Genomic DNA, 21,033 nt, shown 5'->3' with positions numbered 1-21,033 from the left:
AAGAATGCCCTATTTTATTGTCAATTATGAAGTTAAGCTCTCATCCTTATTTTCAATTGTACGATCGCCACCAATGTTTTCTGGTAGGACTAAATTTAGTACAACTCCGATTAAAGCTGATAAAGCCATTCCTTCTAATGCGAATTGTTTACCAATGTGTATTGCAGCTCCACCAATTCCTAGTACTAGAATGACTGAAGCGATAACTAAGTTACGTTGTTTAGCGAAATCGGTCTTGTTTTCTACCAGTACTCGTAATCCGCTTGAAGCGATGATTCCGAATAGTAAGATTGAGATCCCACCCATTACAGGTGTCGGGATTGAGCTAATGACCGCTGAAATTTTTCCGATGAATCCGAATGCCATCGCCAAGATTGCAGCACCTATGAATACGTATACGCTGTAAGCTCTTGTGATTGCTAGAACTCCAATGTTTTCACCGTATGTTGTTGTAGTAGGTCCACCAATTAAGCCTGCTATCATTGTTGAAACTGCATCTCCGAATAATGACTTATCTAATCCAGGATCTTTAATTAAATCTTTATTTACGACACTTCCTAGTACGACTTGGTGTCCAATATGTTCTGAGATTGTCACGATTGCTACAGGAACAAAGATGATCAATAACTGGAATGTGACATGTGGTGTGTAGTGAACAAATGGCACTGAGAAATCAGGTACGTCTATCACGCGTGCTTCTTTTATTCCCGAGAAGTCTACTACTCCAAAGAAGATTGAAGTGATATATCCACCGATAATTCCCACTAATATTGGTATGACTGATAAGAAGCCTCTAGTGAATAATGCTGTTATAATTGTGATTGCTAATGTAATTAATGCGATTGCGATTGATGTTGAACTGTATTTGCCGTCTGGTCCATTCATTGCCATTCCTACTGCTACTGATGATAAGCTTAATCCGATTACGATGATTACCGGGCCAACAACGATTGGTGGTAATACTCTGAATAACCACTTCACGCCTACTTTGTTAATGATTAGTGCGATTACTGCATAAATAATACCTGTGATGAAAACTCCTACGAACGCTGCACCAGGTTCTAAATTTGTTTTCGCGTAGATCATCGGAGCAATGAAAGCGAATGATGATCCAAGATAAGATGGTACTTTACCTCTTGTGATTAATATGAACACGATTGTTCCAATCCCACTTGAAATTAGTGCGATTGAAGGGTTTATGCCGATTAAGATTGGAGCTAATACTGTCGAACCAAACATTGCGAATAAATGTTGTAAACTTAGGAAAATCCATTGACCTAAATTCGGTTTTTCGTTTATCTCAAGGACAGGTTTTTGTTTCATCATGTTGTTTCCTCCATTTTTCCCAATAAAAAAACTCTTTGTGGTTATACACAAAGAGTCCAAGTGCGTTGCTTAAGAAGGCAGCAACTAACTAGACCCTTTGTTAGCCTCTCTGGACCATATTTAAAAGGGACTTCTATTTTTCAAATATACTTACTTTATCGTGGTCATCTGTTTCCTTTAATGCTACGACTACTTTTTCATTACTCGATGTTGGTATATTTTTACCAACGTAATCTGCTCTTACTGGAAGCTCACGATGTCCTCGATCTACTAAAACTGCTAATTGTATTTGTGCCGGTCTACCTAGGTCCATAACAGCGTCCATTGCGGCACGAACTGTTCTACCTGTGTAAAGCACATCATCAACTAAAATGACTTTTTTGTTTGTTAGGTCAACAGGAACATTTGAACCCTTCACTAAAGGTTCTTTGTTTTCTGTTTTTGTCGATAAATCATCTCGATAAAGAGTAATATCTAAATCACCCATGATTACATCTTTACCTTCAATCTGTTTAATTCTTTCTGCAATACGCTTTGCCAGATAAACACCTCTTGTTTTAATACCAACTAAAACAACATTTTCAATACCTTTGTTATTTTCTAACATTTCATGTGCAATTCTTGTTAAACCACGTCTGATCGCTAGTTCGTCTAAGATGATTGCTTTTTCAGTCATTTACCTTACCTCCTACTTTTATAGTGTAGAAGCAAAAAACCCTCTTGCCCGATGGACAAGAGGGTTGCGCAAAAGGATACAATTATCCCTTTTTCTTTTTCCGCTTCCTTCTCAACCTCACGGGGTTGTGTTAAAGGTTCATTCAACTGTCCTCATTATGACCTATGTCACGATCATTGTCAACAGTTATCTTTGTAATTGTTCAATAATATTTTCTAGTACTTTTGGTATAGGTGATGATAACTCTAAATACTCATTTGTTCTTGGATGTTTAAATCCTAAAACAGCTGCATGTAGAGCTTGACCATCAATATCTAATGTTTTGCGAGGTCCATACTTAGGATCACCAGCTAACGGGTATCCAATGTATTTCATATGGACACGAATTTGGTGAGTACGGCCTGTTTCAAGCTGACATTCAACTAAAGTAAACTCATCAAAACGGTCTAAAACTCTAAAATGAGTTACTGCTTCTTTACTATTATCTTCAGTAACCGTCATACTTTGACGATCAGTCTTATCTCGGCCTATTGGCGCATCGATTGTGCCTTCTTCATGCGGAATTACCCCATGTACAATCGCAATATACTTACGTACAGAGGTTTTTTGACGTAATTGGTCTGCAAGCTTCTCATGAGCTACATCATTTTTTGCAACCATTAATAAACCTGAAGTATCCTTATCGATTCGATGTACTATACCAGGTCTTAATACACCATTTATACCAGATAAATCTTTACAATGATACATTAAAGCGTTCACTAAAGTACCCGTTTCATGACCTAATGCAGGATGAACTACCATTCCACGTGGTTTATTTACTACAATAACATCCGCATCTTCATAATAAACATCCAGTGGAATATTCTCAGCAATTACTTCTAATGGCTTTGGATCAGGTACTGAAACTGATATTTCATCGCCCTGTTTCACTTTATAATTACGTTTAATTTTTTCACCGTTCACTAATACAAAATCTTCTTTTAACCATGTTTGTACTTGAGACCTTGACCACTCATCATTTTGAGTTGCAATAAACGTATCGATTCTTTCTAAATGTTGATCCTCTTGAACTGTATAAGCAAAAACTGTCATTTCTTAACTCCTCTTTTATCTTCCAATAAAGTAATAATAAATAATAAAATAACGCCCACACAAAGTGCTGAATCTGCGATATTAAACACAGGGAAATCATAATTAAAAATATAAACATGAATAAAATCAACTACTTCTTTACGGAAGAATCGATCAATAAAATTACCAATCGCACCACCTAAGACTAACCCTAAAGATAAACCAAGGAAGCGATCTCCTTTTGCATGCTTTTGAATAAAGTAAATCACTGCTACCACAAAGACTAATGTAATTAAATAAAAGAAGCCCATTTTGCCTTGGAGCATTCCCCAAGCCGCACCTTGATTTCGATGTGATGTTATGTAAAAAATATTTTTAATAATCTCAATATTTTCTCCTAAATACATCTTCTTTAAAACTGCAAGTTTTGTCAGTTGATCAATTAAAATGACAATTACCGCAATAATATATGCCACATTTATCCCCTACCTTATTAGATATCTCATCAAATTTTAGCATAGGGGAAACGTTTATACAATGAATAGTATTAGTAATGATTTCTTACAAAACTAAAATCCTCTAATGTTCGACCTGTTGGAAGCACTTTTAATTTTTCAATCGGAATAGCTTGCCCAGTTACTTCACAATAACCAAATAATCCATGATCAATTTTTTGCAAGGCAATCTCAATATCATATAAATCATTTTGCATGTCTTCAACGAGAATATGATGTTTATTTGTCCCCTCAAAAATTGATTGATGCTGCTCAATATCAGAAGAACTTATTGGTTCGGAAAATAAACGATGTAGCAATTCATTTTTAATTAGTTTGAGCTCTTGTTTAATATAGAAAATTTCATTGCTCCTCATCTTCTTCACTCCCAATTTATTTATGTACAAATACTTTTCCCTCAAATCGAAGTCGATAATAGGTGAAACTTTTTCCTTTAAAGGAAATGGATAAAGATATTACCATTCATAATTGTGAAAGTGAGTGTTATTTTGTTTAATGAATGCCCTATACTCTATAAACGAAGAAAACCCGCTTAGGAATCAATTTCCTATTGCGGGTTTTTCTATCCACTATAATGCTTTAATTTCAATTAATTCTGGCCAATATTCATTAATCAGTAAATTGTTGCGTCCAATAAGTTCCTACTTTACCTACGCCAAGTTGTTTAAAATTAGGACTCATGATATTTGCTCTATGACCTGTTGAATTCATCCAATCAGTCATAACTTCGTTTGCAGTTGTTTGACCGTGAGCGATGTTTTCACCTTTATATCCACCATTAAAGCTTAATGTTGAATGATACATATTGTTCGCATTACTCATCGTTTGTGACCATGCTTGAGCCGTTCCGTTTAAATAGCTAGATAGTGTTAATGGCTTTAATCCACCTTTACCACGCTCGATATTTACTAAATTTAAAATTTGTTGTTGAATCGAGGCATTTGAGCTAGCTGGTGTAGATGGGTTTGATGGTGTTGTTGGATTTGATGGTGTTACTGGTTTTGTTGCTGGTTTAGTTGGTGGTACATATTTTACGTATTTTTTCAGAATATATCTTGTCTTACCTTTATAGCTAACTTTTACAAATGTACTATTGTAACCCGAGTAGTTAATTTTTTGATTTTTAGCTAGATATCCAACAGTTATAGCTCTATTGTTAGCTTTGTCTTTTACAGCTACTTTAGTAGCAGTTACTGCACCTGAAGTTGCTCCTGCATTTGATCCTAATCCTAAAACCATTGGCATTGCGATTGCAATTCCTAAAACTGTTTGAGTTACTTTTTTGATGTTTTTATTCAAATTGTATTCCCCCAATGTATGTTTTTAGTTGTTGTTATCGCTTACAAGAATCATCATACATCAACACATACATACATACAATCCAAAAATAAAAAAAGGAAGATTTTACTAATGATCATCCTTTTTCACCTTCAAAATCTTTTCTATATTCTTCTTTAAGAATTTCTCTTACATCATCTCTTTTAATAAACTCTTTCACAAATTCCCTAATTCCTTGTTTTCTCATTTCCTCAAGCAACTCATTCCTAATTCCTTCAATATGAACGGACTTATCAATTTCTTTTTTGAGAATACCTTTAATATCTGGTTCCTTTATTCCTAACAAGTAATATGAACGCTTGATACTTTGCTGTATACTTGAACGACTTTTCTGCTCCAGGTCAGCAATTTCTTGGTAGCTATATCCCTTTTCTCTTAATTCCACTCGCTTCTTCATTAAATCAGTTAATTTATCCCAATTTGGATTATTTTCATAATTCATTATGTATTAACCTCTTATATCTTATTTTTAGGACTGTATACATAACATACACCAATACATACCTTTTTACAATTTTTGAAAAATATTAAAACAAATCTAAATTAAAAAGAGTCGAAAGCTTAAACTTTCGACTCTTCTCTTAATTGCTTAAACACTTAATGATTACAAACCTTTTACAACACTTGCACAACGTAAGCAAAGTGTAGGGTGCTCTTCATCTTTTCCAACTTCCTCAGTAACTACCCAGCATCGTTCACAAGTTTCACCTGTCGCAGGAGTTACTTCGATACTTAATGTATCAAATTTTTGAGTTGTTTCTGGAGCTTGCTCATTGCTATTTGCAATTTCAACTTGAGAAACAATTAATAATTGTTTGAAGTCTTCATTAATAGAGTTTAATAACTCTGTTACTTCTGCATTTGGATAGATTTTCACTGATGCAGTTAGAGACTTACCGATTACTTTTTCATTACGTGCAACTTCAAGTGCTTTTAATACGTCATCACGTAAATCCATGAATTTTTCCCACTTCGCTTCTAAGCTTTGCGTATCGCCGAAATCTTTAACAGCTGGCATTTCAGTTAAGAAAATGCTATCAACTGTAGTTCCTGCCAAATGTGACCAAACTTCTTCAGCTGTATGCGGTAAGATTGGAGCAACTAAACGAGTTAGTGCTTGTAATGATTCATGTAATACTGTTTGAATTGCTAAACGATCTTTATTCGTTTTTGGCTCAATATATAAAACGTCTTTTGATAAATCAAAATAGAAAGAACTTAATTCTGTTGTACAGAAGTTTTGAATTGTGTGGTAAACATTTGCAAATTCATATTTCTCGTATGATTCACGAACAGTTTTAACTACATTGTTTAACTTAACTAACATGTATTGATCTAATTCGCGTAGCTCTTCATATTTTAAAGCATCTTGTTCTGCATTAAATCCATCTAAGTTACCTAGTAAGAAACGGAACGTATTACGGATTTTACGGTATACTTCAGCAACTTGTTTCATTAAAGCGTCAGAAATACGTACATCTGATTGATAATCTACAGAAGCTACCCATAGACGTAAGATATCTGAACCATACTGATTCATAATTTTTGATGGTAGGACGATGTTTCCAATTGATTTACTCATTTTACGACCTTCACCATCTAAAACGAAACCATGGCTTACTACAGCTTTATAAGGAGCTTGACCTGTTACAGCAACGCTTGTACTTAATGAAGAGTTAAACCAACCACGGTATTGGTCAGAACCTTCTAAGTAAATGTCAGCAGGGAAAGATAATTCCTCACGAGTGTTTAATACCGCTTGATGTGATGAACCACTATCAAACCATACATCCATGATATCTTTCTCTTTAGTGAAGTTACCATTTGGTGAACCAGGATGTGTAAATCCTTCTGGTAATAATTCTTTCGCTTCTTTTTCAAACCAAATATTTGAACCATGCTCTTTAAATAAGTTCGAAACATGTTCAATCGTTTCTTCAGTAATAATGGCTTCTCCGTCTTCAGCATAGAATACTGGGATCGGAACTCCCCATACACGTTGACGTGAAATACACCAATCTCCACGGTCACGAACCATGTTAAATAGACGAGTTTCACCCCAAGCTGGGAACCACTTAGTATCTTGAACAGCTTGCATTAATTGCTCACGAATTGCTTCAATTGAAGCAAACCATTGTGCAGTTGCTCGGAAGATAATTGGCTTTTTCGTTCTCCAGTCATGTGGATAAGAGTGTGTAATAAATTGTAATTTTAATAAAGCACCTTTTTCTTCTAATGCTTTTGTAATTACTTTATTAGCTTCATCATAGAATAATCCTTCAAATCCAGGAGCTTCTTTCGTTAGTACACCTTTTTCATCTACTGGACAAAGTACTTCTAATCCATATTGTTGACCTACACGGAAGTCATCTTCACCATGACCTGGTGCAGTATGAACACAACCTGTTCCAGCGTCAGTTGTTACATGATCACCTAAAATAACGACTGACTCGCGATCATATAAAGGATGCTTACAAATGATTCCTTCAAGTTCTGCTCCATTGTAAGTCTTTTCAACTACTGCATCTTCCCAACCTAATTCTTTTGCTACAGCTTCCCTTAACTCACTAGCAACCACGAACTTGTCACCATTTACAGATACTACATCATAGCTTAAGTCAGGATGTAAACATACAGCTAAGTTAGCTGGGATCGTCCATGGAGTTGTCGTCCAAATAATGAATTTTTCTCCACCGTTTAGAACATTTTTCCCATTTTCAACTGCAAATGCAACATAGATTGATGCTGAACGCTTATCTTGGTATTCGATTTCCGCTTCAGCAAGTGCAGATTCACTTGATGGAGACCAATATACAGGTTTTAGACCTTTATAGATTAATCCCTTAGTAGCCATTTTACCGAATACTTTAATTTGTTCAGCTTCATATTCTTTTTCAAGTGTGATATATGGTCTGTCCCAATCACCTAAAATTCCTAAACGTTTAAATTGTTCTTTTTGACGTTCTACTTGCTCGTAAGCATATTCTTCACAAAGTTTACGGAATTCTGCTACTGACATTTCTTTACGATTTACTTTTTTATTTGCTAATGCTTGTTCAATCGGTAACCCGTGAGTATCCCAACCTGGAACATAAGGAGAACGGTATCCATTCATATTATAAAAACGAACAATGAAATCCTTTAATACTTTATTAAGTGCATGTCCCATATGAAGGTCACCATTTGCATAAGGTGGTCCATCGTGTAAAATAAATGACGGTTTTCCTTCGTTATGTTTTTGAACAGTTGCATAAATATCTTTTTTGTTCCACTCTTCTTGAATTTGTGGCTCACGTTGCGGTAAATTTCCTCTCATAGGAAATTCAGTTTTTGGCATAAGTAACGTATCTTTGTACTCCATTTGCTTTCCTCCATTTTTAAACATTTTAAAAGATTGATCTAAAGCTAGCCGTTTCAGGCAAGTCCAACTACTCAAAGACAGCTTACTTTACATTTTTTAATTTCCACATTAACGCATTGTATCCATCTTACAAGCCTTTTATTAGTGGGGTTGTCTATTATGTATAATAAATCGTATAAGACGCAAAAAACCTTCCTCATCCCAAAAAAGGGACGAGAAAGGTTTCCCGTGGTACCACCCTAATTGACAATAAATTTCATGAATTCATTGTCCACTTAGCATTCGTAACGTGAATGAAACGTCTTTTCTTACTAATTTTCAGAAAAGAACTCTAGGGTGATTTTCCTTCTATTTTCTATATCAAGCTTACACTATCCTTGACTCGCTACCTAGTTTTATAGAAGTACTCTTCCCTGTCACCGATTTACTATTAATATCTAATAAATTATATGTAAAACTTTACAAATCGTCAAGGCATATACGACTAGTTTGCGATTTCTTCTGTTTCTTTATCATCTAAAATATGATCCCAATCTTCATGTCCTAACATTTCTAATTGAGTTTCAATTGCCATTCTTAAACGAGTTCGGAAAACTTTGGATTGCTTCTTAAGCTCTTCAAATTCAATTGTAACTTTTCTAGATTTAATTAAAGCTTCATTGATAATACGATCAGCATTTTTCTCCGCTTCTTTAATGATCAATTTAGCTTCTTTTTGGGCACTACCTTTTACATCTTCAGCAGCTTCTTGCGCAATTAAAATTGACTTATTTAAAGTTTCTTCTATAGTAGAAAAATGCTTTAATCTTTCTTTCATATCAAGAATTTGTTCTTCTAATTGTTTCTTCTCACGAATAACTAATTCATAATCTTTAATGACTTGATCTAAAAACTCATTAACATCGTCTTCGTCATAGCCACGAAAACTTTTACCAAATTCTTTATTATGAATATCAAGTGGTGTTAAAGGCAATTAAGCCACCTCCATGTATGTTTTTTATTAATAGGTTATAATAAATTTTCGACAGTTTCTACGTTTTTCCTGCTACAATTTCTGACTATTTTTTAACACCGTAGTTTATCCGCCATTTTTCTTTTTTTGATAAGCCATCAATTGACATTAACATTCCTCTACCAAAACCTTTGACAGAGAATAAATCTCCTTCTTCACATAAAAACGAAGTAGAATCAATAACTCGCTGATTTACTTTAACGTGTTCGGCCTTTATTAAGCTTTGAGCTTTTTGTCTCGATATATTATAGAATTCACTCAATAAGACATCTAATCTTAGTGATGATACAGTCCCATTATTAGTTTGCCAAACATCATCTGATTCAATCAATTCTTTAAATGAAATTCTCCTAAATTTAATCGGCGATTTCCCTACAGAAGTTAAGTTATTTTCTACAAAACTTGCTATTTCATCAGCAACAATTACTTGGATCATATCATTTTTAAGTAGAATATCACCAAATTTCCCTCTTGTGATTCCCAAAGACATTAATGTTCCTAATACTTGCCGATGTGATAAAGTGTGAAATTTAGTTGCATAAACTAAGTCAAATGCAACTAAAGAATAGTCCTCTTCAACTGGTGTATAAAAACTAGGATAAATAATTGCACGCTTTCGTTCACAATCTTTACGTCCACCAAAGAAAGCGACGAAACACTCCCCTTGATTACCGATAATTGTTTGCAATATCATTTGTTCTCTTAAATCAAGAAAATCCGTCAACTTAATAGAATAGCGTTCAATTGCTTGTTCCTTCCAACTGATAACCTTGTCTACGAAAACATGCTCTTCTTTTCGAAAATGATCATAAATACTCATTGATGTAATCCTCTTTTTCATCAAACTATCAATATTAATAAAAAAGAGAACCTGTTAGATTCTCTCTTTAAAAGTAATTAGAAAGACTTGCAATACCAATTCCAGCAAATTCTAAAGCAAATAATGCAATAATTGGTGAAAAATCAAACATACCGATTGACGGAACAATTCGGCGGAACGGCTCTAAATATGGTTCTGATATCCTACCAATTAAGCGACCGAAGCCTGATTGTCTTATTTGAGGGAACCAAGATAAAATGATATGAATTACGATGACGTATCTATAGTACCGGATTAAATTGTATAAAATAAAAAAAAGTATACCCATTTAATTACCACCTTTTAATAGAATTGTCTTCCTCAAATAACATATCTGTAATCGTACCAGAAATATCAATATTATCAGGTGTACAAATAAACGTATTTGTACCAATTTTTTTTATATCTCCACTTATTGCATAAACTGTACCACTTAAGAAATCAACAAAGCGTTTAGCTTGATCGATTTGCATTTGTTGTAGATTAATCACAACTGCTTTTTTTGATTTTAAATGGTCTGCAACATCCTGTGCTTCTGCATATTCACGCGGCTGCGCTAATACAACTTTTGACGACAAAGAAGCTCCTCCTGGAATACTTACTAATTTTTGCTTTGATGCATTTCGCTCATGGTTAATTTCTTCATTACCATGTTTAGACATTTGTTGTTGATGATGCTGTTGTTGATATTGTTTATGTTGTTGCTGTTGCTGCTGTTGCTGCTGTTGTTGTTGTTGTTCTTCGTATTCATAATCATCTTCATACTCATCTTCCATTGCAAAAAAGTTTCTTACTTTCCCAATAATACTCATCTTCTCTACCTACCCTTTCCTACTAAATCAGTACCAATTCTTATGAATGTAGCACCTTCTTCTATTGCGATCTCAAAATCATTAGACATCCCCATTGATAATTCAGAACATGGAATATTTGCAAGATGTAGATTTCTTACTTTCTCTTGTAATTCCTTTAATCCTTTAAAACTATTTCGAATAATCGTTACATCCTCTGTAAATGGTGCCATCGTCATTAATCCAACAACTTGTACTTTATCAAATTCTGAAAGCTGTCTAGCAAATTCGATTACATCATTTGGATATATGCCGTGCTTTGAGTCTTCTCCAGATACATTCACTTGTAGGAAACATTTTAATGGTTCAGCTGCTCTTTTTTGGATCTCTTCTGCTAAAGATAGTCGATCTAATGAGTGTAAGTAATCTATTCTATGTATGACGTCTTTTACTTTTCTAGTTTGAAGTGAACCAATAAAATGCCAAACAACATCATTTTGGATGTGATCTTGTTTTTCCTTTAGACCTTCAAAACGGTTTTCGCCTAATTGATGTATACCTTCAGCTAAAACTTCTTTAGCCACTTCAGTAGATACTTGTTTAGTAACAGCTATTAAAGTGACTTCATCATTTCGATTTGCTCTTACTTTGGCTGCATTAATTTGTTCACTAATACGTTCATAATTTTGTTTGACTGTCATGATGCTAATTCCTCCAACCAATAAAACTCATCATTCTTCCTGTTTTTCCACCATCTTTACGGTGAGAAAAAAATATGTCCGGGTTACAACTTGTACAATAATTTGTCATTATTATATTTTCTTCACTAATACCCGATTTAATGAGTAATTGTTTGTTTGCTTCTTTTAAATTCAATTTGAATTTCCCGTTATGTAAAGTGGTTAAAATATTATTAGGTATCTTGTGTTCAAAAGCATCATTTAATTTATTCATCACAAAATCATCCACTTCATAACAACAATCAGCAATTGATGGCCCAATCGCAACTTGGATATTTTTTAGTTGTAAGTTTTCTTCTGTAATCCATTTTTCGATTAGACGTCCTCCAATGTTTTGAACAGTACCTTTCCAACCTGCATGAGCTAAACCAATAAATTTACTTGTTGGTTCAAGGAAATACAATGGAACACAATCTGCATAACAAGAAGTTAATAATACATCTTCCTCATTCGTATAAAAACCATCTGTTGTCTCGATGCTACTTTCGTAATCAATAACACCTTTGCCACAATCTTTTTTCGTTACTTTCACGACATTATTCCCATGAACTTGTTCTGAACAAACCCATTTTGTCTTTGAAAACTCTAGTTTACTCGCAAGGAGTTCTCTATTTTCTACTACAGTATCCTTCGAGTCATTTACATGTAATCCAAGATTAAAAGAAGTGAAACAACCTTGGCTAACTCCATCATTTTTTGTTGTAAATCCTGCAACTAAATGTTTGTATGAGTCTTCCCAAGGTTGAATCATAAAAGTACTTTCAGTCGATTGAATGAAACTCTCTTTCATATTTATAAGACCTCACAGAAACTAATTTAGTAAATATATATGTAAACCAGTTGATGGTTTCCTATATTTTACCATAGATTTCACATTTTTGATTATTTTTGACAAAACACTATTATTTTTTTCACTTTCGAAAGTATAAATTAGTAGCGAGGAAACGTACTCGACGTGGTAGCCACTTTTAAGAATAAAGTATAAGTGCAACTATTCCATTGCCTTCGCCTAAAAAACTCGTCAGTCGACGAGTTTTCATTATGTGTATTTTACTGGACTTGCTTGGTTTTCATCCAAATCTACAGATGAACGATATTTTACCAAAATAACATCTTCACCTATTTTAACAATATCATTCCAATAAATTGTCATTTCCTCTTCTTTACTAAAAAAATTTAAACCTTTCCCTGGCTTTGTTAATATAATCGAAGTTATTTTTCCGTTTGATTGATCAATATCTAAATCAACAATATTTCCTAATTTCTTTCCATCAGCAACATTTACAACATCTTTAACTTGAAAATCTGAAATTCTGGCCATTTAACTTCACCATCCTTTTTATAAAATATATGAAGTAAGGGCCAAACATCATGATAAAATTCAAATAAAAATGTGTTAGACAATGTTGTTCGATGTTCAACCATTGTCTAACACATTAATATCGTATTTTCATTCTTCCAGTTTAACTATTTATAGTTATTGGATTATTTGGTTTTAAATTTTTGTTTGTTTATAAATTTCATTCATTATAATAAGCAATTCATTATACAGGAATTAAAGCTTGATTGAAATCTGACTCCTTTTGTTGCTACTCTAGGTCATAAGTCAATTTCCGGTAATGGTTAGAACCTACTTTTCTTTTGGGTAATTACTCTTTATTCAGGAAAAGAAATAGTATGATGTCTAGCTAAGGCTCCTAGCTCCTTGAGGTCATAAGTCAAAGCCCGATGAAAGTAAAAAGCAACTTTCCTTTCTTTTGGGTAATTACTCTTTATTCAGGAAAAGAAATAGTATGATGTCTAGCTAAGGCTCCTAGCTCCTTGAGGTCATAAGTCAAAGCCCGATGAAAGTAAAAAGCAACTTTCCTTTCTTTTGAGTAATTACTCTTTATTCAGGGAAAGAAATAGTATGATGTCTAGCTGCGGCTCCTAACTCCTCGAGGTCATAAGCCAATTTCCGGTAAAGGTTAAAAAGCAAACCTTTACCGGAAATCGTCTTATGCTTGTCGGAGCTGGACAGTCGCCTCCGCTTTTCTTTATCCCTGTATATTTTTGTTCATTTGTTTTATTGCTGATTTTTCTAGTCTTGAAACTTGTGCTTGGGAGATTCCGATTTCTTCGGCGACTTCCATTTGTGTTTTTCCTTGGAAAAATCGTTTGCTTATGATCATTTTTTCTCGATCGTTTAGTCGTTTCATTCCTTCACGTAGTGCTAGTTCTTCAACCCATTGCTCGTCCTTATTTTTATCATCACTTAGCTGATCCATTACAAAAATTGGATCTCCGCCATCATTATATATCGGTTCAAATAACGAAACTGGGTCTTGAATTGCATCTAATGCAAAGACGATTTCTTCATGTGTTACGCCTAGTACTTCTGCGATTTGAACAGGAGTTGGTTCTTTTGAATTCTCTGCTAATAATCGCTCTCTAACTTGTAATGCTTTATAAGCAATGTCTCTTAATGATCTAGACACTCTTATTGGGTTATTATCCCTTAAATATCTTCTTATTTCACCAATAATCATAGGTACAGCATACGTCGAAAATTTTACATTTTGGCTTAAATCAAAATTATCAATAGACTTCATAAGGCCTATGCAGCCTACTTGAAATAAGTCATCCACAAATTCTCCGCGATTATTGAAACGCTGAATAACACTTAGGACAAGTCGCAAATTACCATTTACGATTGTTTCTCTTGCGCTTCGCTCACCGCTTTGCATTGCATGAAATAACTTACGCATCTCATCATTCTTTAAAACTGGAAGCTTTGATGTATCTACTCCGCATATTTCTACTTTGTTTCGTGTCATGATGTTCCCTCCTACTTGGAGTTGCTGTACTATAGGTAAGTATCTCCTTCGGTGGAAAATTTATGCACGAAATAAAATATACAAAAATAATAAATTCAGGATAAAAAAACCTAGTAAATTCGCAAAAAGCAAGGATTTTCTTTGTTGAATTAATAAAAATTAACAGGTAGGACTTATGAAAATATTTTTAAAAATTATTTAGATATCCTTCATACATAGAAAAAACCGATTAGTATTTGAAAAATCTCAAATCTAATCGGTTCTTAATTTTAAACCATTTTATTAAATTCTTTTCGAAGTCTTTTTATAATACGTTTTTCTAATCGGGATATATATGATTGCGATATTCCAAGCATATCAGCTACATCTTTTTGAGTTTTTTCTTCAGTTCCATCTAGTCCAAATCGTAGCTCCATTATTTGTTTTTCACGATCATTCAGTTGATCTAATGCCTTTGTTAGTAATGATTTATCGACATTAGCTTCTAAGTCCTTCGTTATGATATCGTCTTCTGTACCTAATACATCTGAAAGTAATAATTCATTACCGTCCCAATCAATATTTAGCGGTTCATCGAATGATACTTCAGAACGGTTTTTATTATTTCTACGTAAATGCATCAGAATTTCATTTTCGATACATCTTGAAGCATAAGTAGCTAATTTAATTTTCTTTTCCGGATTAAAGGTATTAACGGCTTTTATCAATCCGATTGTACCAATGCTAATCAGATCTTCAATATTAATTCCTGTATTTTCAAACTTTCTAGCGATATAAACTACTAATCGTAGATTTCTTTCAATTAGTAGTGATCTAGCACCTAAATCTCCATTCGGTAGTTTCTGTAAAAGCTTTTCTTCTTCTTCCCTTGTCAAAGGAGGCGGTAATGCTTCACTTCCCCCAATGTAGTATACTTCATCGGCTTTCAAACCAAGCTTTACTAATAGCTTATACAAACCTAACTTTAGTTTTAAGAAAAATCGATTCATTTTCTACCTCCTATGCAATTTCATTAATTGTTCCTTGCATCATTTTTGGATGAAGGATACATTCATATAAATTGTCTGAAGACAAAGTAACATGACTCAATCCAACTAAAACCGAACTCGATGAATACCATTTCCCATTAATTTTCAATTTAACAACAGTAGGTTTTATTGCGACGAGGAATTGATTACTTTGACCAATACTTTTATAAGGTATATACGTTCCTTGAAAAAAACTTAAGACATCGAGTGCTTCAGTATTATGTAATGTATTTTCAGAGTCTCTGACTAACTTTACTAGTTCTATTGGTAATCCATAGTCACTAGTGGAACAATCTAAAATAATGACTGGTTTCCTAGAAAGAGGCTCATGAAGTGAGTTACCACTATCCATTAACCCTCTAATTTTAATCGAGGTGTTCCGCCACACAATTTCCATTTCGTACATTTCATTCAATTTCCATTTTGTAAACGAGATCTGATTGATTGATTTCCTAGCGTAAAATATAACGATTGGTAGCATTCCAATTACAAAATACCAGCTAACAGGGTCCCCATAAAAGGATGATTTCGTTAAATTTGATTCATTAGTAGCAAATAAATAATGTAAGCCTAATAATGCGCCACCTAAAACGAATGTTGAAAAATAGAAGATACTTAATAGCTGTAAAAAAGTGATGATCCGCTGACGTCCAAATGCAAAAAATACGATGAAAAACGATAATAATATTTTCATAAAGGGTGAGCCAACAACATATGCATAAGGAGTAAACGTCATTAAAACAACGATTGAACCTAATAATGCCCCTAACAATGACCGCAAAATAGAGACATTTCTTTTTAGAATTAAGCCTGTCAACTGAATAATCAAGAAGTCCATTAACAAGTTTAATAACCAAACAAGATCGCCATATATCACCAATTTTGTTCGCCATCCTCTATAGAATATTCATTTATATGTAAGTATAGGATGAGCACGGTAAGAAGTCTGTCAAAAAAAGGTATCTTTATTGAAGAGTTTTTCGACAATACATTTTCGAAATATGGATTGGACAGGTCAATATTTTAAAGAAAACTTACCCTTTATTTCTATTAAATCTACCCCATAAGGAGTGAGGATTTGGATAACTGGATATTTCATTCACCCATTTTTGAGTTTGACGGAACTAAACCAACAATAAGACAACACTCTGCCTGGAAAGGTCATGCTAAATTTGCTTATGATTTAGTTCAATTCATGAAACCAAAAAAAATTGTAGAATTAGGTACTCACTTTGGCTTTTCTTTTTTTTGTTTTTGTCAAAGTGTGAAAGATCATAATCTGTCATGTGAATGTTTTGCAGTTGATACTTGGCAAGGTGATCTGCATAGTGGATTGTATAGTAATGAAGTTTTTGATACGGTACATGAAATTGTTCAAAAACATTACCAAAAAGAAGCTAAAATGTTACGCAATTCTTTTGATGAAGCTATTCAGAATTTCGAAGATCATACGGTCGACATACTTCATATTGACGGGTTTCATACTTTTGAAGCTGTGCTACATGATTACACTACTTGGCTACCAAAAGTATCTAAAGAAGGAATTGTTTTAATCCATGACACTGAAGTAAGAATACAAGATTTTGGAGTTTATAAATTTTGGGAAGACATTAAACAACAATTCCCATCTTTTGAATTTACACACTCACATGGGTTAGGTGTATTTTTCCCTAAAGGCTGTAACGAAAAGTTCAAGAGTGTCTTTAGTGATCTAACTAATTTACAAAATCACTATTCGAAAGAATGAAAAAAACCAAGATAAGAGATTCATCTTATCTTGGTTTTTTTACATTTATTAGCGTCTTTTACGATTACGTAAGAACGCTGGAATATCTAAGTCATCAAGACTAGTTACATTTTTAGTCGTTTCTACAACCGGAACTTCTTCGCGAATTGGTTCACGTTTAATAGTTGGTTGTGGAGTTTGAGTAGGTGTTGAAATTGTTTGTCTTGCCATTGGTTTTGGAGTAGGTGGTGCTGTAATAACACCTTCAAATCCAGTCGCAATAACCGTTACAATAATTTCATCCTTTAAGTTTTCATTGATTACAGAACCGAAAATCATATTTACTTCTGCATCACATGCAGTCGATACGATATCTGCAGCTTCTTGAACTTCATATAAGCTTAAGTTAGTTCCACCAGTGATATTCATAAGTACACCTTGCGCACCATTAATTGAGGTTTCTAATAATGGACTAGAAATAGCTTTTTTAGCTGCTTCAGCCGCACGGTTTTCTCCACCAGCAACACCAATACCCATTAATGCAGAACCTTTACTAGACATAATTGTCTTAACATCTGCAAAGTCAAGGTTAATTAATCCCGGAACAGCGATTAAGTCAGAAATACCTTGAACCCCTTGACGAAGTACATTATCTGCTTCGCGGAATGCTTCTAGCATTGGAGTATTACGATCAACGATTTCTAATAATCGGTCATTAGGAATAACAATTAAAGTATCAACGCTTTCCTTCATTGCAGCGATTCCTGTTGCTGCTTGAGTTGAACGCTTTCTACCTTCAAATGTAAATGGACGAGTAACTACACCTACAGTTAATGCACCTAATTCTTTTGCTACTTGTGCAATTACTGGAGCTGCACCTGTTCCTGTACCGCCACCCATTCCAGCAGTTACGAATACCATGTCTGCTCCTTTAAGAGCTTCTTGTAATTGTTCTCTACTTTCTTCTGCTGCTTTTTTACCTACCTCTGGATTAGCTCCTGCCCCTAAACCACGAGTCAGTTTGCCACCGATTTGCATTTTCACTTCTGCTTTTGATAGATTAAGAGCTTGTGCATCAGTATTCACAGCAATAAAATCTACACCTTGTACTCCATGTTCAATCATTCGGTTAACGGCATTATTTCCTCCGCCACCTACACCAATTACTTTTATCTTCGCTAATGCATCTACATTTGTATCAAAATCTAACATGATTGATCCCCCTACTATTCAAATTCATCACAAATTTAATCCCATAAATATTTAAAAATGCTTTTAACTTTACTCATGACGCGCTCTTCATCCTGCTGTTTTGGTTTTGGTTTTGTATTTGAATTTGAAACAGCCACAGGTTTTCGTTCATTTGACTCGAATGCAATATTAGAGCTAAGTTTTTTTCCACGCATTTTTGATTTATAAAAAGCATACTTGATTAGACCTACGCCAGTAATGTATTGAGGTTCTCTTACACCAATATAATCTGGTGTTGCAACCCTTACATTATTTTTAAATACCTTTTGAGCTAAATCGATTACACCAGTCATTGTTGCTGTACCACCAGTTAGAACAAATCCACCTGGTAAATTGCTGCCTCTCATTCTTACAAGCTCATTTTGAACCAAAATTAAGATTTCTTCTAATCTAGCTTCAATAATATCGGAAATTTCTTGCTGACTGTATTGTTGATGTTGTTCACTACCCATTATTGGAACACTTAATACTTCTTCAGGTAATGCAGTATCATAAAAAGCATGTCCAAATTTCACTTTAATTTTTTCTGCATCTTCTGTTGAAGTTTTCAGTCCAATTGATATGTCTTTTGTAATATGGTCCCCTCCAACTGGTAGGACTGAAGTTGCCATTAGTACACCCTCTCTAAAAAGAGAAATTGTAGTTGAGCCTCCACCGATGTCAACAAGTGCTACACCTAAGTTTTTTTCATCCTGCTTTAGTCCTATCGTACTTGCAGCCATAGGTTGTAGACAAATATCCGTTACTTCTAACCCCGCTCTTTCAACACAACGAAGTATATTATGTACTAGAGTTCTTGAACCAGTGATTAATGTACCTTCCATTTCCAACCGTACACCAATCATTCCTCTTGGGTCTTTTACCTCAGAAAGGCCATCAACAATGTATTCATGTGGAACAACATCGATAATTTCTCTTTCCGGTGGTATAGAAATTACTTGAGCCTGATCCATTACCCTTAAAACATCTTCATTGTCAATTTCTTTATTTTCTTTAGAAACTGCTACTACGCCGTTCGTACTAATCAATTGCACTTGATTCGCACTAACCCCTACAATTACTTTGTCAATATGAATGCCAACCATTCTTTCTGCTTGATCAATTGCTTTTTTGATTGATTTGACTGTTTCATCTATATCAACTATTGACCCACGTTTTAAGCCCGAAGATTTAACATTACCAACACCGATAATGTTAAGTGTGTCGTTAACTAGTTCTCCTATGATTACTTTAATTGTTGAAGTTCCAACGTCAAGACTCACATAGATCTCATTGCTGTTCATGATGGCACCTCCTTTTTCTCTATCTATTATAATCGAGCATCAATTCATTCTTAAATATCATATATGAAAACTATTCAACATTTACGGGGTTTTTCCTCTTTTTTAAGTTTGATTTTTCATAATCTTTTTAATTTTTTTCATTATTTCCATTTAACTACTAGTCTACACTAACATGTAAAGTTAAAAAAGACTTGAAAGTACTGTTTACTAATGTATATCGGCTATTTAGTATCCGTACTATAAGGAGAAAAATACGCACCAACTTCTAAATGGATAACCCCTTTTTGATCTTTAGGTATTGACTTTAAAATTAATGGGTAATTTGACATTTTATTCGAGAATTTTCGAATCGTTGTCCTTACTTCATACCCTTCATTCGTATAAACCGTTATTAACAAAGGATCATCCTTACTTGGAGTATAATCTATTTCAGAAATTGAATGAAATATACTTTGTGGCATTTTTTTCAATTCTGCAGCCATTTCCTGCAACTCGTCTCCTTGTTTCCAACCAATTAAATCAGGTGCTGTAGTATTTCCTAGTGATTTTTTCTCTTTAATAAGGACTCCGCTTTCTAACAATAGATACTTTTTCCCGCTGAATAGACCTTGTCCAACAGGCTGAAATTCTTTTACATCGATTTCTACTTTATTAGGAAATCTTTTACGTACGATTGCAGATTGAATTGTATTTTGACTTTCAAGCTGATCTACTACCCTTTTTGACCTTATTGTCAAAAAGCTTTTATTAATGTTTACACCGGCTAATTTTTGAATTTCTTTATCAGAGTACAGTTGGTTTCCATTAATTACTAAGTGAATTTTTGAACCAATTGATGTTTGGAAATATAATACACATAAAAGCAAAGAAAAAAACACAAGAATTGTAACCAGTAACCGCAAATTTGTTTTTTTACGTTTTTTATTACGTAAAACAGGTACACGGTCTTCTAAACTAATAATCTTATTTTCCTGCATAAATATGCCTCCATTATCAATGTTCAACTAAAAATATCTTTTTAATTTACTTTTGCTTAAGAAGTAATTTAAGAATATTGAACTACTCATGACTAAAGTTACGAGATTCTTGGGAACAAAGCATACTTGCTAGCGTATTTCTTTCCTAGCAGAGGTTTCTTTTATTTACTAAGCTATCCCCGTAGTCCCTACGGTTAAGGTTTCCTAACGCTAGGTAAAACGCACTCAGCTTGATTTTAAACTGAGGGGTATTACGGTTG

22 protein-coding genes and 1 other annotated feature are annotated in these 21,033 nt (G+C 34.0%); of the genes, 1 reads left to right on the top strand and 21 read right to left on the bottom strand.

The features are described 5' to 3' along the window. Positions 1–24 precede the first annotated feature (24 nt). The 18 genes from ACFVR2_RS10705 to spoIIGA all read right to left on the bottom strand — a co-directional run bounded on the left by ACFVR2_RS10705 (position 25) and on the right by spoIIGA (position 16,413). On the bottom strand, positions 25–1,323 hold the full coding sequence (locus ACFVR2_RS10705; protein WP_387361766.1) for a solute carrier family 23 protein: 1,299 nt from the start codon (positions 1,321–1,323) through the stop codon (positions 25–27). A 136-nt stretch (positions 1,324–1,459) separates the two neighbouring features. Continuing rightward, the gene (gene pyrR, locus ACFVR2_RS10700) at positions 1,460–2,002 is read right to left on the bottom strand and encodes a bifunctional pyr operon transcriptional regulator/uracil phosphoribosyltransferase PyrR (RefSeq protein WP_056471028.1); all 543 of its coding nucleotides are present in this window, start codon (positions 2,000–2,002) and stop codon (positions 1,460–1,462) included. 186 nt (positions 2,003–2,188) lie between these two features. Beyond that, the gene (locus ACFVR2_RS10695; protein WP_387361475.1) at positions 2,189–3,097 is read right to left on the bottom strand and encodes an RluA family pseudouridine synthase; all 909 of its coding nucleotides are present in this window, start codon (positions 3,095–3,097) and stop codon (positions 2,189–2,191) included. After that, positions 3,094–3,552 carry a signal peptidase II gene (gene lspA / locus ACFVR2_RS10690; RefSeq protein WP_069035614.1) on the bottom strand — a complete coding sequence of 153 codons (459 nt, stop codon included), beginning with the start codon at positions 3,550–3,552 and terminating at the stop codon, positions 3,094–3,096. The genes ACFVR2_RS10695 and lspA overlap by 4 nt, the downstream gene beginning before the upstream one ends. 71 nt (positions 3,553–3,623) lie before the next feature. Further along, a complete protein-coding gene (locus ACFVR2_RS10685) occupies positions 3,624–3,947 on the bottom strand; it encodes a TraR/DksA family transcriptional regulator (protein WP_387361473.1) in 324 nt (107 codons plus the stop codon). Between the two features lie 253 nt (positions 3,948–4,200). Then, the gene (locus ACFVR2_RS10680) at positions 4,201–4,890 is read right to left on the bottom strand and encodes a CAP domain-containing protein (RefSeq protein ID WP_387361471.1); all 690 of its coding nucleotides are present in this window, start codon (positions 4,888–4,890) and stop codon (positions 4,201–4,203) included. 115 nt (positions 4,891–5,005) lie between these two features. Further along, the gene (locus ACFVR2_RS10675; protein WP_387361469.1) at positions 5,006–5,371 is read right to left on the bottom strand and encodes a hypothetical protein; all 366 of its coding nucleotides are present in this window, start codon (positions 5,369–5,371) and stop codon (positions 5,006–5,008) included. A 162-nt stretch (positions 5,372–5,533) separates the two neighbouring features. Then, on the bottom strand, positions 5,534–8,290 hold the full coding sequence (gene ileS / locus ACFVR2_RS10670; protein WP_387361467.1) for an isoleucine--tRNA ligase: 2,757 nt from the start codon (positions 8,288–8,290) through the stop codon (positions 5,534–5,536). 205 nt (positions 8,291–8,495) lie between these two features. Next, positions 8,496–8,719 (bottom strand) — a binding site (T-box leader). 55 nt (positions 8,720–8,774) lie between these two features. After that, positions 8,775–9,263, bottom strand: a complete 489-nt coding sequence (locus ACFVR2_RS10665; RefSeq protein ID WP_387361465.1) for a DivIVA domain-containing protein — start codon at positions 9,261–9,263, stop codon at positions 8,775–8,777. 85 nt (positions 9,264–9,348) lie between these two features. Beyond that, on the bottom strand, positions 9,349–10,122 hold the full coding sequence (locus ACFVR2_RS10660) for a YlmH family RNA-binding protein (RefSeq protein ID WP_387361463.1): 774 nt from the start codon (positions 10,120–10,122) through the stop codon (positions 9,349–9,351). A gap of 67 nt (positions 10,123–10,189) precedes the next feature. Then, the gene (locus tag ACFVR2_RS10655) at positions 10,190–10,450 is read right to left on the bottom strand and encodes a YggT family protein (RefSeq protein ID WP_387361461.1); all 261 of its coding nucleotides are present in this window, start codon (positions 10,448–10,450) and stop codon (positions 10,190–10,192) included. A gap of 4 nt (positions 10,451–10,454) precedes the next feature. Further along, positions 10,455–10,973: a cell division protein SepF gene (locus ACFVR2_RS10650; protein WP_387361459.1), complete on the bottom strand. Its 519-nt coding sequence runs from the start codon at positions 10,971–10,973 to the stop codon at positions 10,455–10,457. A 5-nt stretch (positions 10,974–10,978) separates the two neighbouring features. Further along, a complete protein-coding gene (locus ACFVR2_RS10645; protein WP_387361457.1) occupies positions 10,979–11,653 on the bottom strand; it encodes a YggS family pyridoxal phosphate-dependent enzyme in 675 nt (224 codons plus the stop codon). A gap of 4 nt (positions 11,654–11,657) precedes the next feature. Next, entirely contained in the window at positions 11,658–12,482 is an 825-nt protein-coding gene (gene pgeF / locus ACFVR2_RS10640) for a peptidoglycan editing factor PgeF (RefSeq protein WP_387361455.1), read from the bottom strand. A gap of 249 nt (positions 12,483–12,731) precedes the next feature. After that, positions 12,732–13,013 (bottom strand): YlmC/YmxH family sporulation protein, encoded by a 282-nt coding sequence (locus ACFVR2_RS10635; RefSeq protein ID WP_069035603.1) that lies wholly within the window; start codon positions 13,011–13,013, stop codon positions 12,732–12,734. A 715-nt stretch (positions 13,014–13,728) separates the two neighbouring features. Further along, positions 13,729–14,508 carry an RNA polymerase sporulation sigma factor SigG gene (gene sigG, locus ACFVR2_RS10630; protein ID WP_387361453.1) on the bottom strand — a complete coding sequence of 260 codons (780 nt, stop codon included), beginning with the start codon at positions 14,506–14,508 and terminating at the stop codon, positions 13,729–13,731. Between the two features lie 269 nt (positions 14,509–14,777). Continuing rightward, entirely contained in the window at positions 14,778–15,497 is a 720-nt protein-coding gene (gene sigE / locus ACFVR2_RS10625) for an RNA polymerase sporulation sigma factor SigE (RefSeq protein WP_056471072.1), read from the bottom strand. Positions 15,498–15,507: 10 nt separating this feature from the next. Continuing rightward, on the bottom strand, positions 15,508–16,413 hold the full coding sequence (gene spoIIGA / locus ACFVR2_RS10620; RefSeq protein WP_387361764.1) for a sigma-E processing peptidase SpoIIGA: 906 nt from the start codon (positions 16,411–16,413) through the stop codon (positions 15,508–15,510). A 201-nt stretch (positions 16,414–16,614) separates the two neighbouring features. Between spoIIGA and ACFVR2_RS10615 the strand changes: the two genes are divergently transcribed. Continuing rightward, the gene (locus tag ACFVR2_RS10615) at positions 16,615–17,283 is read left to right on the top strand and encodes a class I SAM-dependent methyltransferase (RefSeq protein ID WP_387361451.1); all 669 of its coding nucleotides are present in this window, start codon (positions 16,615–16,617) and stop codon (positions 17,281–17,283) included. A 48-nt stretch (positions 17,284–17,331) separates the two neighbouring features. On the opposite strand, the gene ftsZ is transcribed toward ACFVR2_RS10615, so the two are convergent. The 3 genes from ftsZ to ACFVR2_RS10600 form a co-directional block, all read right to left on the bottom strand. Next, on the bottom strand, positions 17,332–18,474 hold the full coding sequence (gene ftsZ / locus ACFVR2_RS10610) for a cell division protein FtsZ (RefSeq protein ID WP_335409404.1): 1,143 nt from the start codon (positions 18,472–18,474) through the stop codon (positions 17,332–17,334). Positions 18,475–18,509: 35 nt separating this feature from the next. Beyond that, positions 18,510–19,796 (bottom strand): cell division protein FtsA, encoded by a 1,287-nt coding sequence (gene ftsA, locus ACFVR2_RS10605; protein WP_387361449.1) that lies wholly within the window; start codon positions 19,794–19,796, stop codon positions 18,510–18,512. 221 nt (positions 19,797–20,017) lie between these two features. Beyond that, positions 20,018–20,773 carry a cell division protein FtsQ/DivIB gene (locus ACFVR2_RS10600; protein WP_387361447.1) on the bottom strand — a complete coding sequence of 252 codons (756 nt, stop codon included), beginning with the start codon at positions 20,771–20,773 and terminating at the stop codon, positions 20,018–20,020. Positions 20,774–21,033 lie beyond the last annotated feature (260 nt).

The sequence above is a fragment of the Gottfriedia sp. NPDC057991 genome (assembly GCF_042886615.1).
Lineage (GTDB): Bacteria > Bacillota > Bacilli > Bacillales > Bacillaceae_G > Gottfriedia.
Note: the sequence above shows the minus strand (reverse complement) of the source record. Positions and strands in the feature narration are given on the sequence as shown.

What these genes read in the sequence shown, in the direction of transcription:
- ACFVR2_RS10705 (WP_387361766.1), bottom strand. Translation starts at nt 1,323, where the DNA reads ATGAAACAAAAACCTGTCCTTGAGATAAACGAAAAACCGAATTTAGGT.
- pyrR (WP_056471028.1), bottom strand. Translation starts at nt 2,002, where the DNA reads ATGACTGAAAAAGCAATCATCTTAGACGAACTAGCGATCAGACGTGGT.
- ACFVR2_RS10695 (WP_387361475.1), bottom strand. Translation starts at nt 3,097, where the DNA reads ATGACAGTTTTTGCTTATACAGTTCAAGAGGATCAACATTTAGAAAGA.
- ACFVR2_RS10685 (WP_387361473.1), bottom strand. Translation starts at nt 3,947, where the DNA reads ATGAGGAGCAATGAAATTTTCTATATTAAACAAGAGCTCAAACTAATT.
- ACFVR2_RS10675 (WP_387361469.1), bottom strand. Translation starts at nt 5,371, where the DNA reads ATGAATTATGAAAATAATCCAAATTGGGATAAATTAACTGATTTAATG.
- ileS (WP_387361467.1), bottom strand. Translation starts at nt 8,290, where the DNA reads ATGGAGTACAAAGATACGTTACTTATGCCAAAAACTGAATTTCCTATG.
- ACFVR2_RS10660 (WP_387361463.1), bottom strand. Translation starts at nt 10,122, where the DNA reads ATGAGTATTTATGATCATTTTCGAAAAGAAGAGCATGTTTTCGTAGAC.
- ACFVR2_RS10655 (WP_387361461.1), bottom strand. Translation starts at nt 10,450, where the DNA reads ATGGGTATACTTTTTTTTATTTTATACAATTTAATCCGGTACTATAGA.
- ACFVR2_RS10650 (WP_387361459.1), bottom strand. Translation starts at nt 10,973, where the DNA reads ATGAGTATTATTGGGAAAGTAAGAAACTTTTTTGCAATGGAAGATGAG.
- ACFVR2_RS10645 (WP_387361457.1), bottom strand. Translation starts at nt 11,653, where the DNA reads ATGACAGTCAAACAAAATTATGAACGTATTAGTGAACAAATTAATGCA.
- pgeF (WP_387361455.1), bottom strand. Translation starts at nt 12,482, where the DNA reads ATGAAAGAGAGTTTCATTCAATCGACTGAAAGTACTTTTATGATTCAA.
- ACFVR2_RS10635 (WP_069035603.1), bottom strand. Translation starts at nt 13,013, where the DNA reads ATGGCCAGAATTTCAGATTTTCAAGTTAAAGATGTTGTAAATGTTGCT.
- sigG (WP_387361453.1), bottom strand. Translation starts at nt 14,508, where the DNA reads ATGACACGAAACAAAGTAGAAATATGCGGAGTAGATACATCAAAGCTT.
- sigE (WP_056471072.1), bottom strand. Translation starts at nt 15,497, where the DNA reads ATGAATCGATTTTTCTTAAAACTAAAGTTAGGTTTGTATAAGCTATTA.
- ftsZ (WP_335409404.1), bottom strand. Translation starts at nt 18,474, where the DNA reads ATGTTAGATTTTGATACAAATGTAGATGCATTAGCGAAGATAAAAGTA.
- ftsA (WP_387361449.1), bottom strand. Translation starts at nt 19,796, where the DNA reads ATGAACAGCAATGAGATCTATGTGAGTCTTGACGTTGGAACTTCAACA.
- ACFVR2_RS10600 (WP_387361447.1), bottom strand. Translation starts at nt 20,773, where the DNA reads ATGCAGGAAAATAAGATTATTAGTTTAGAAGACCGTGTACCTGTTTTA.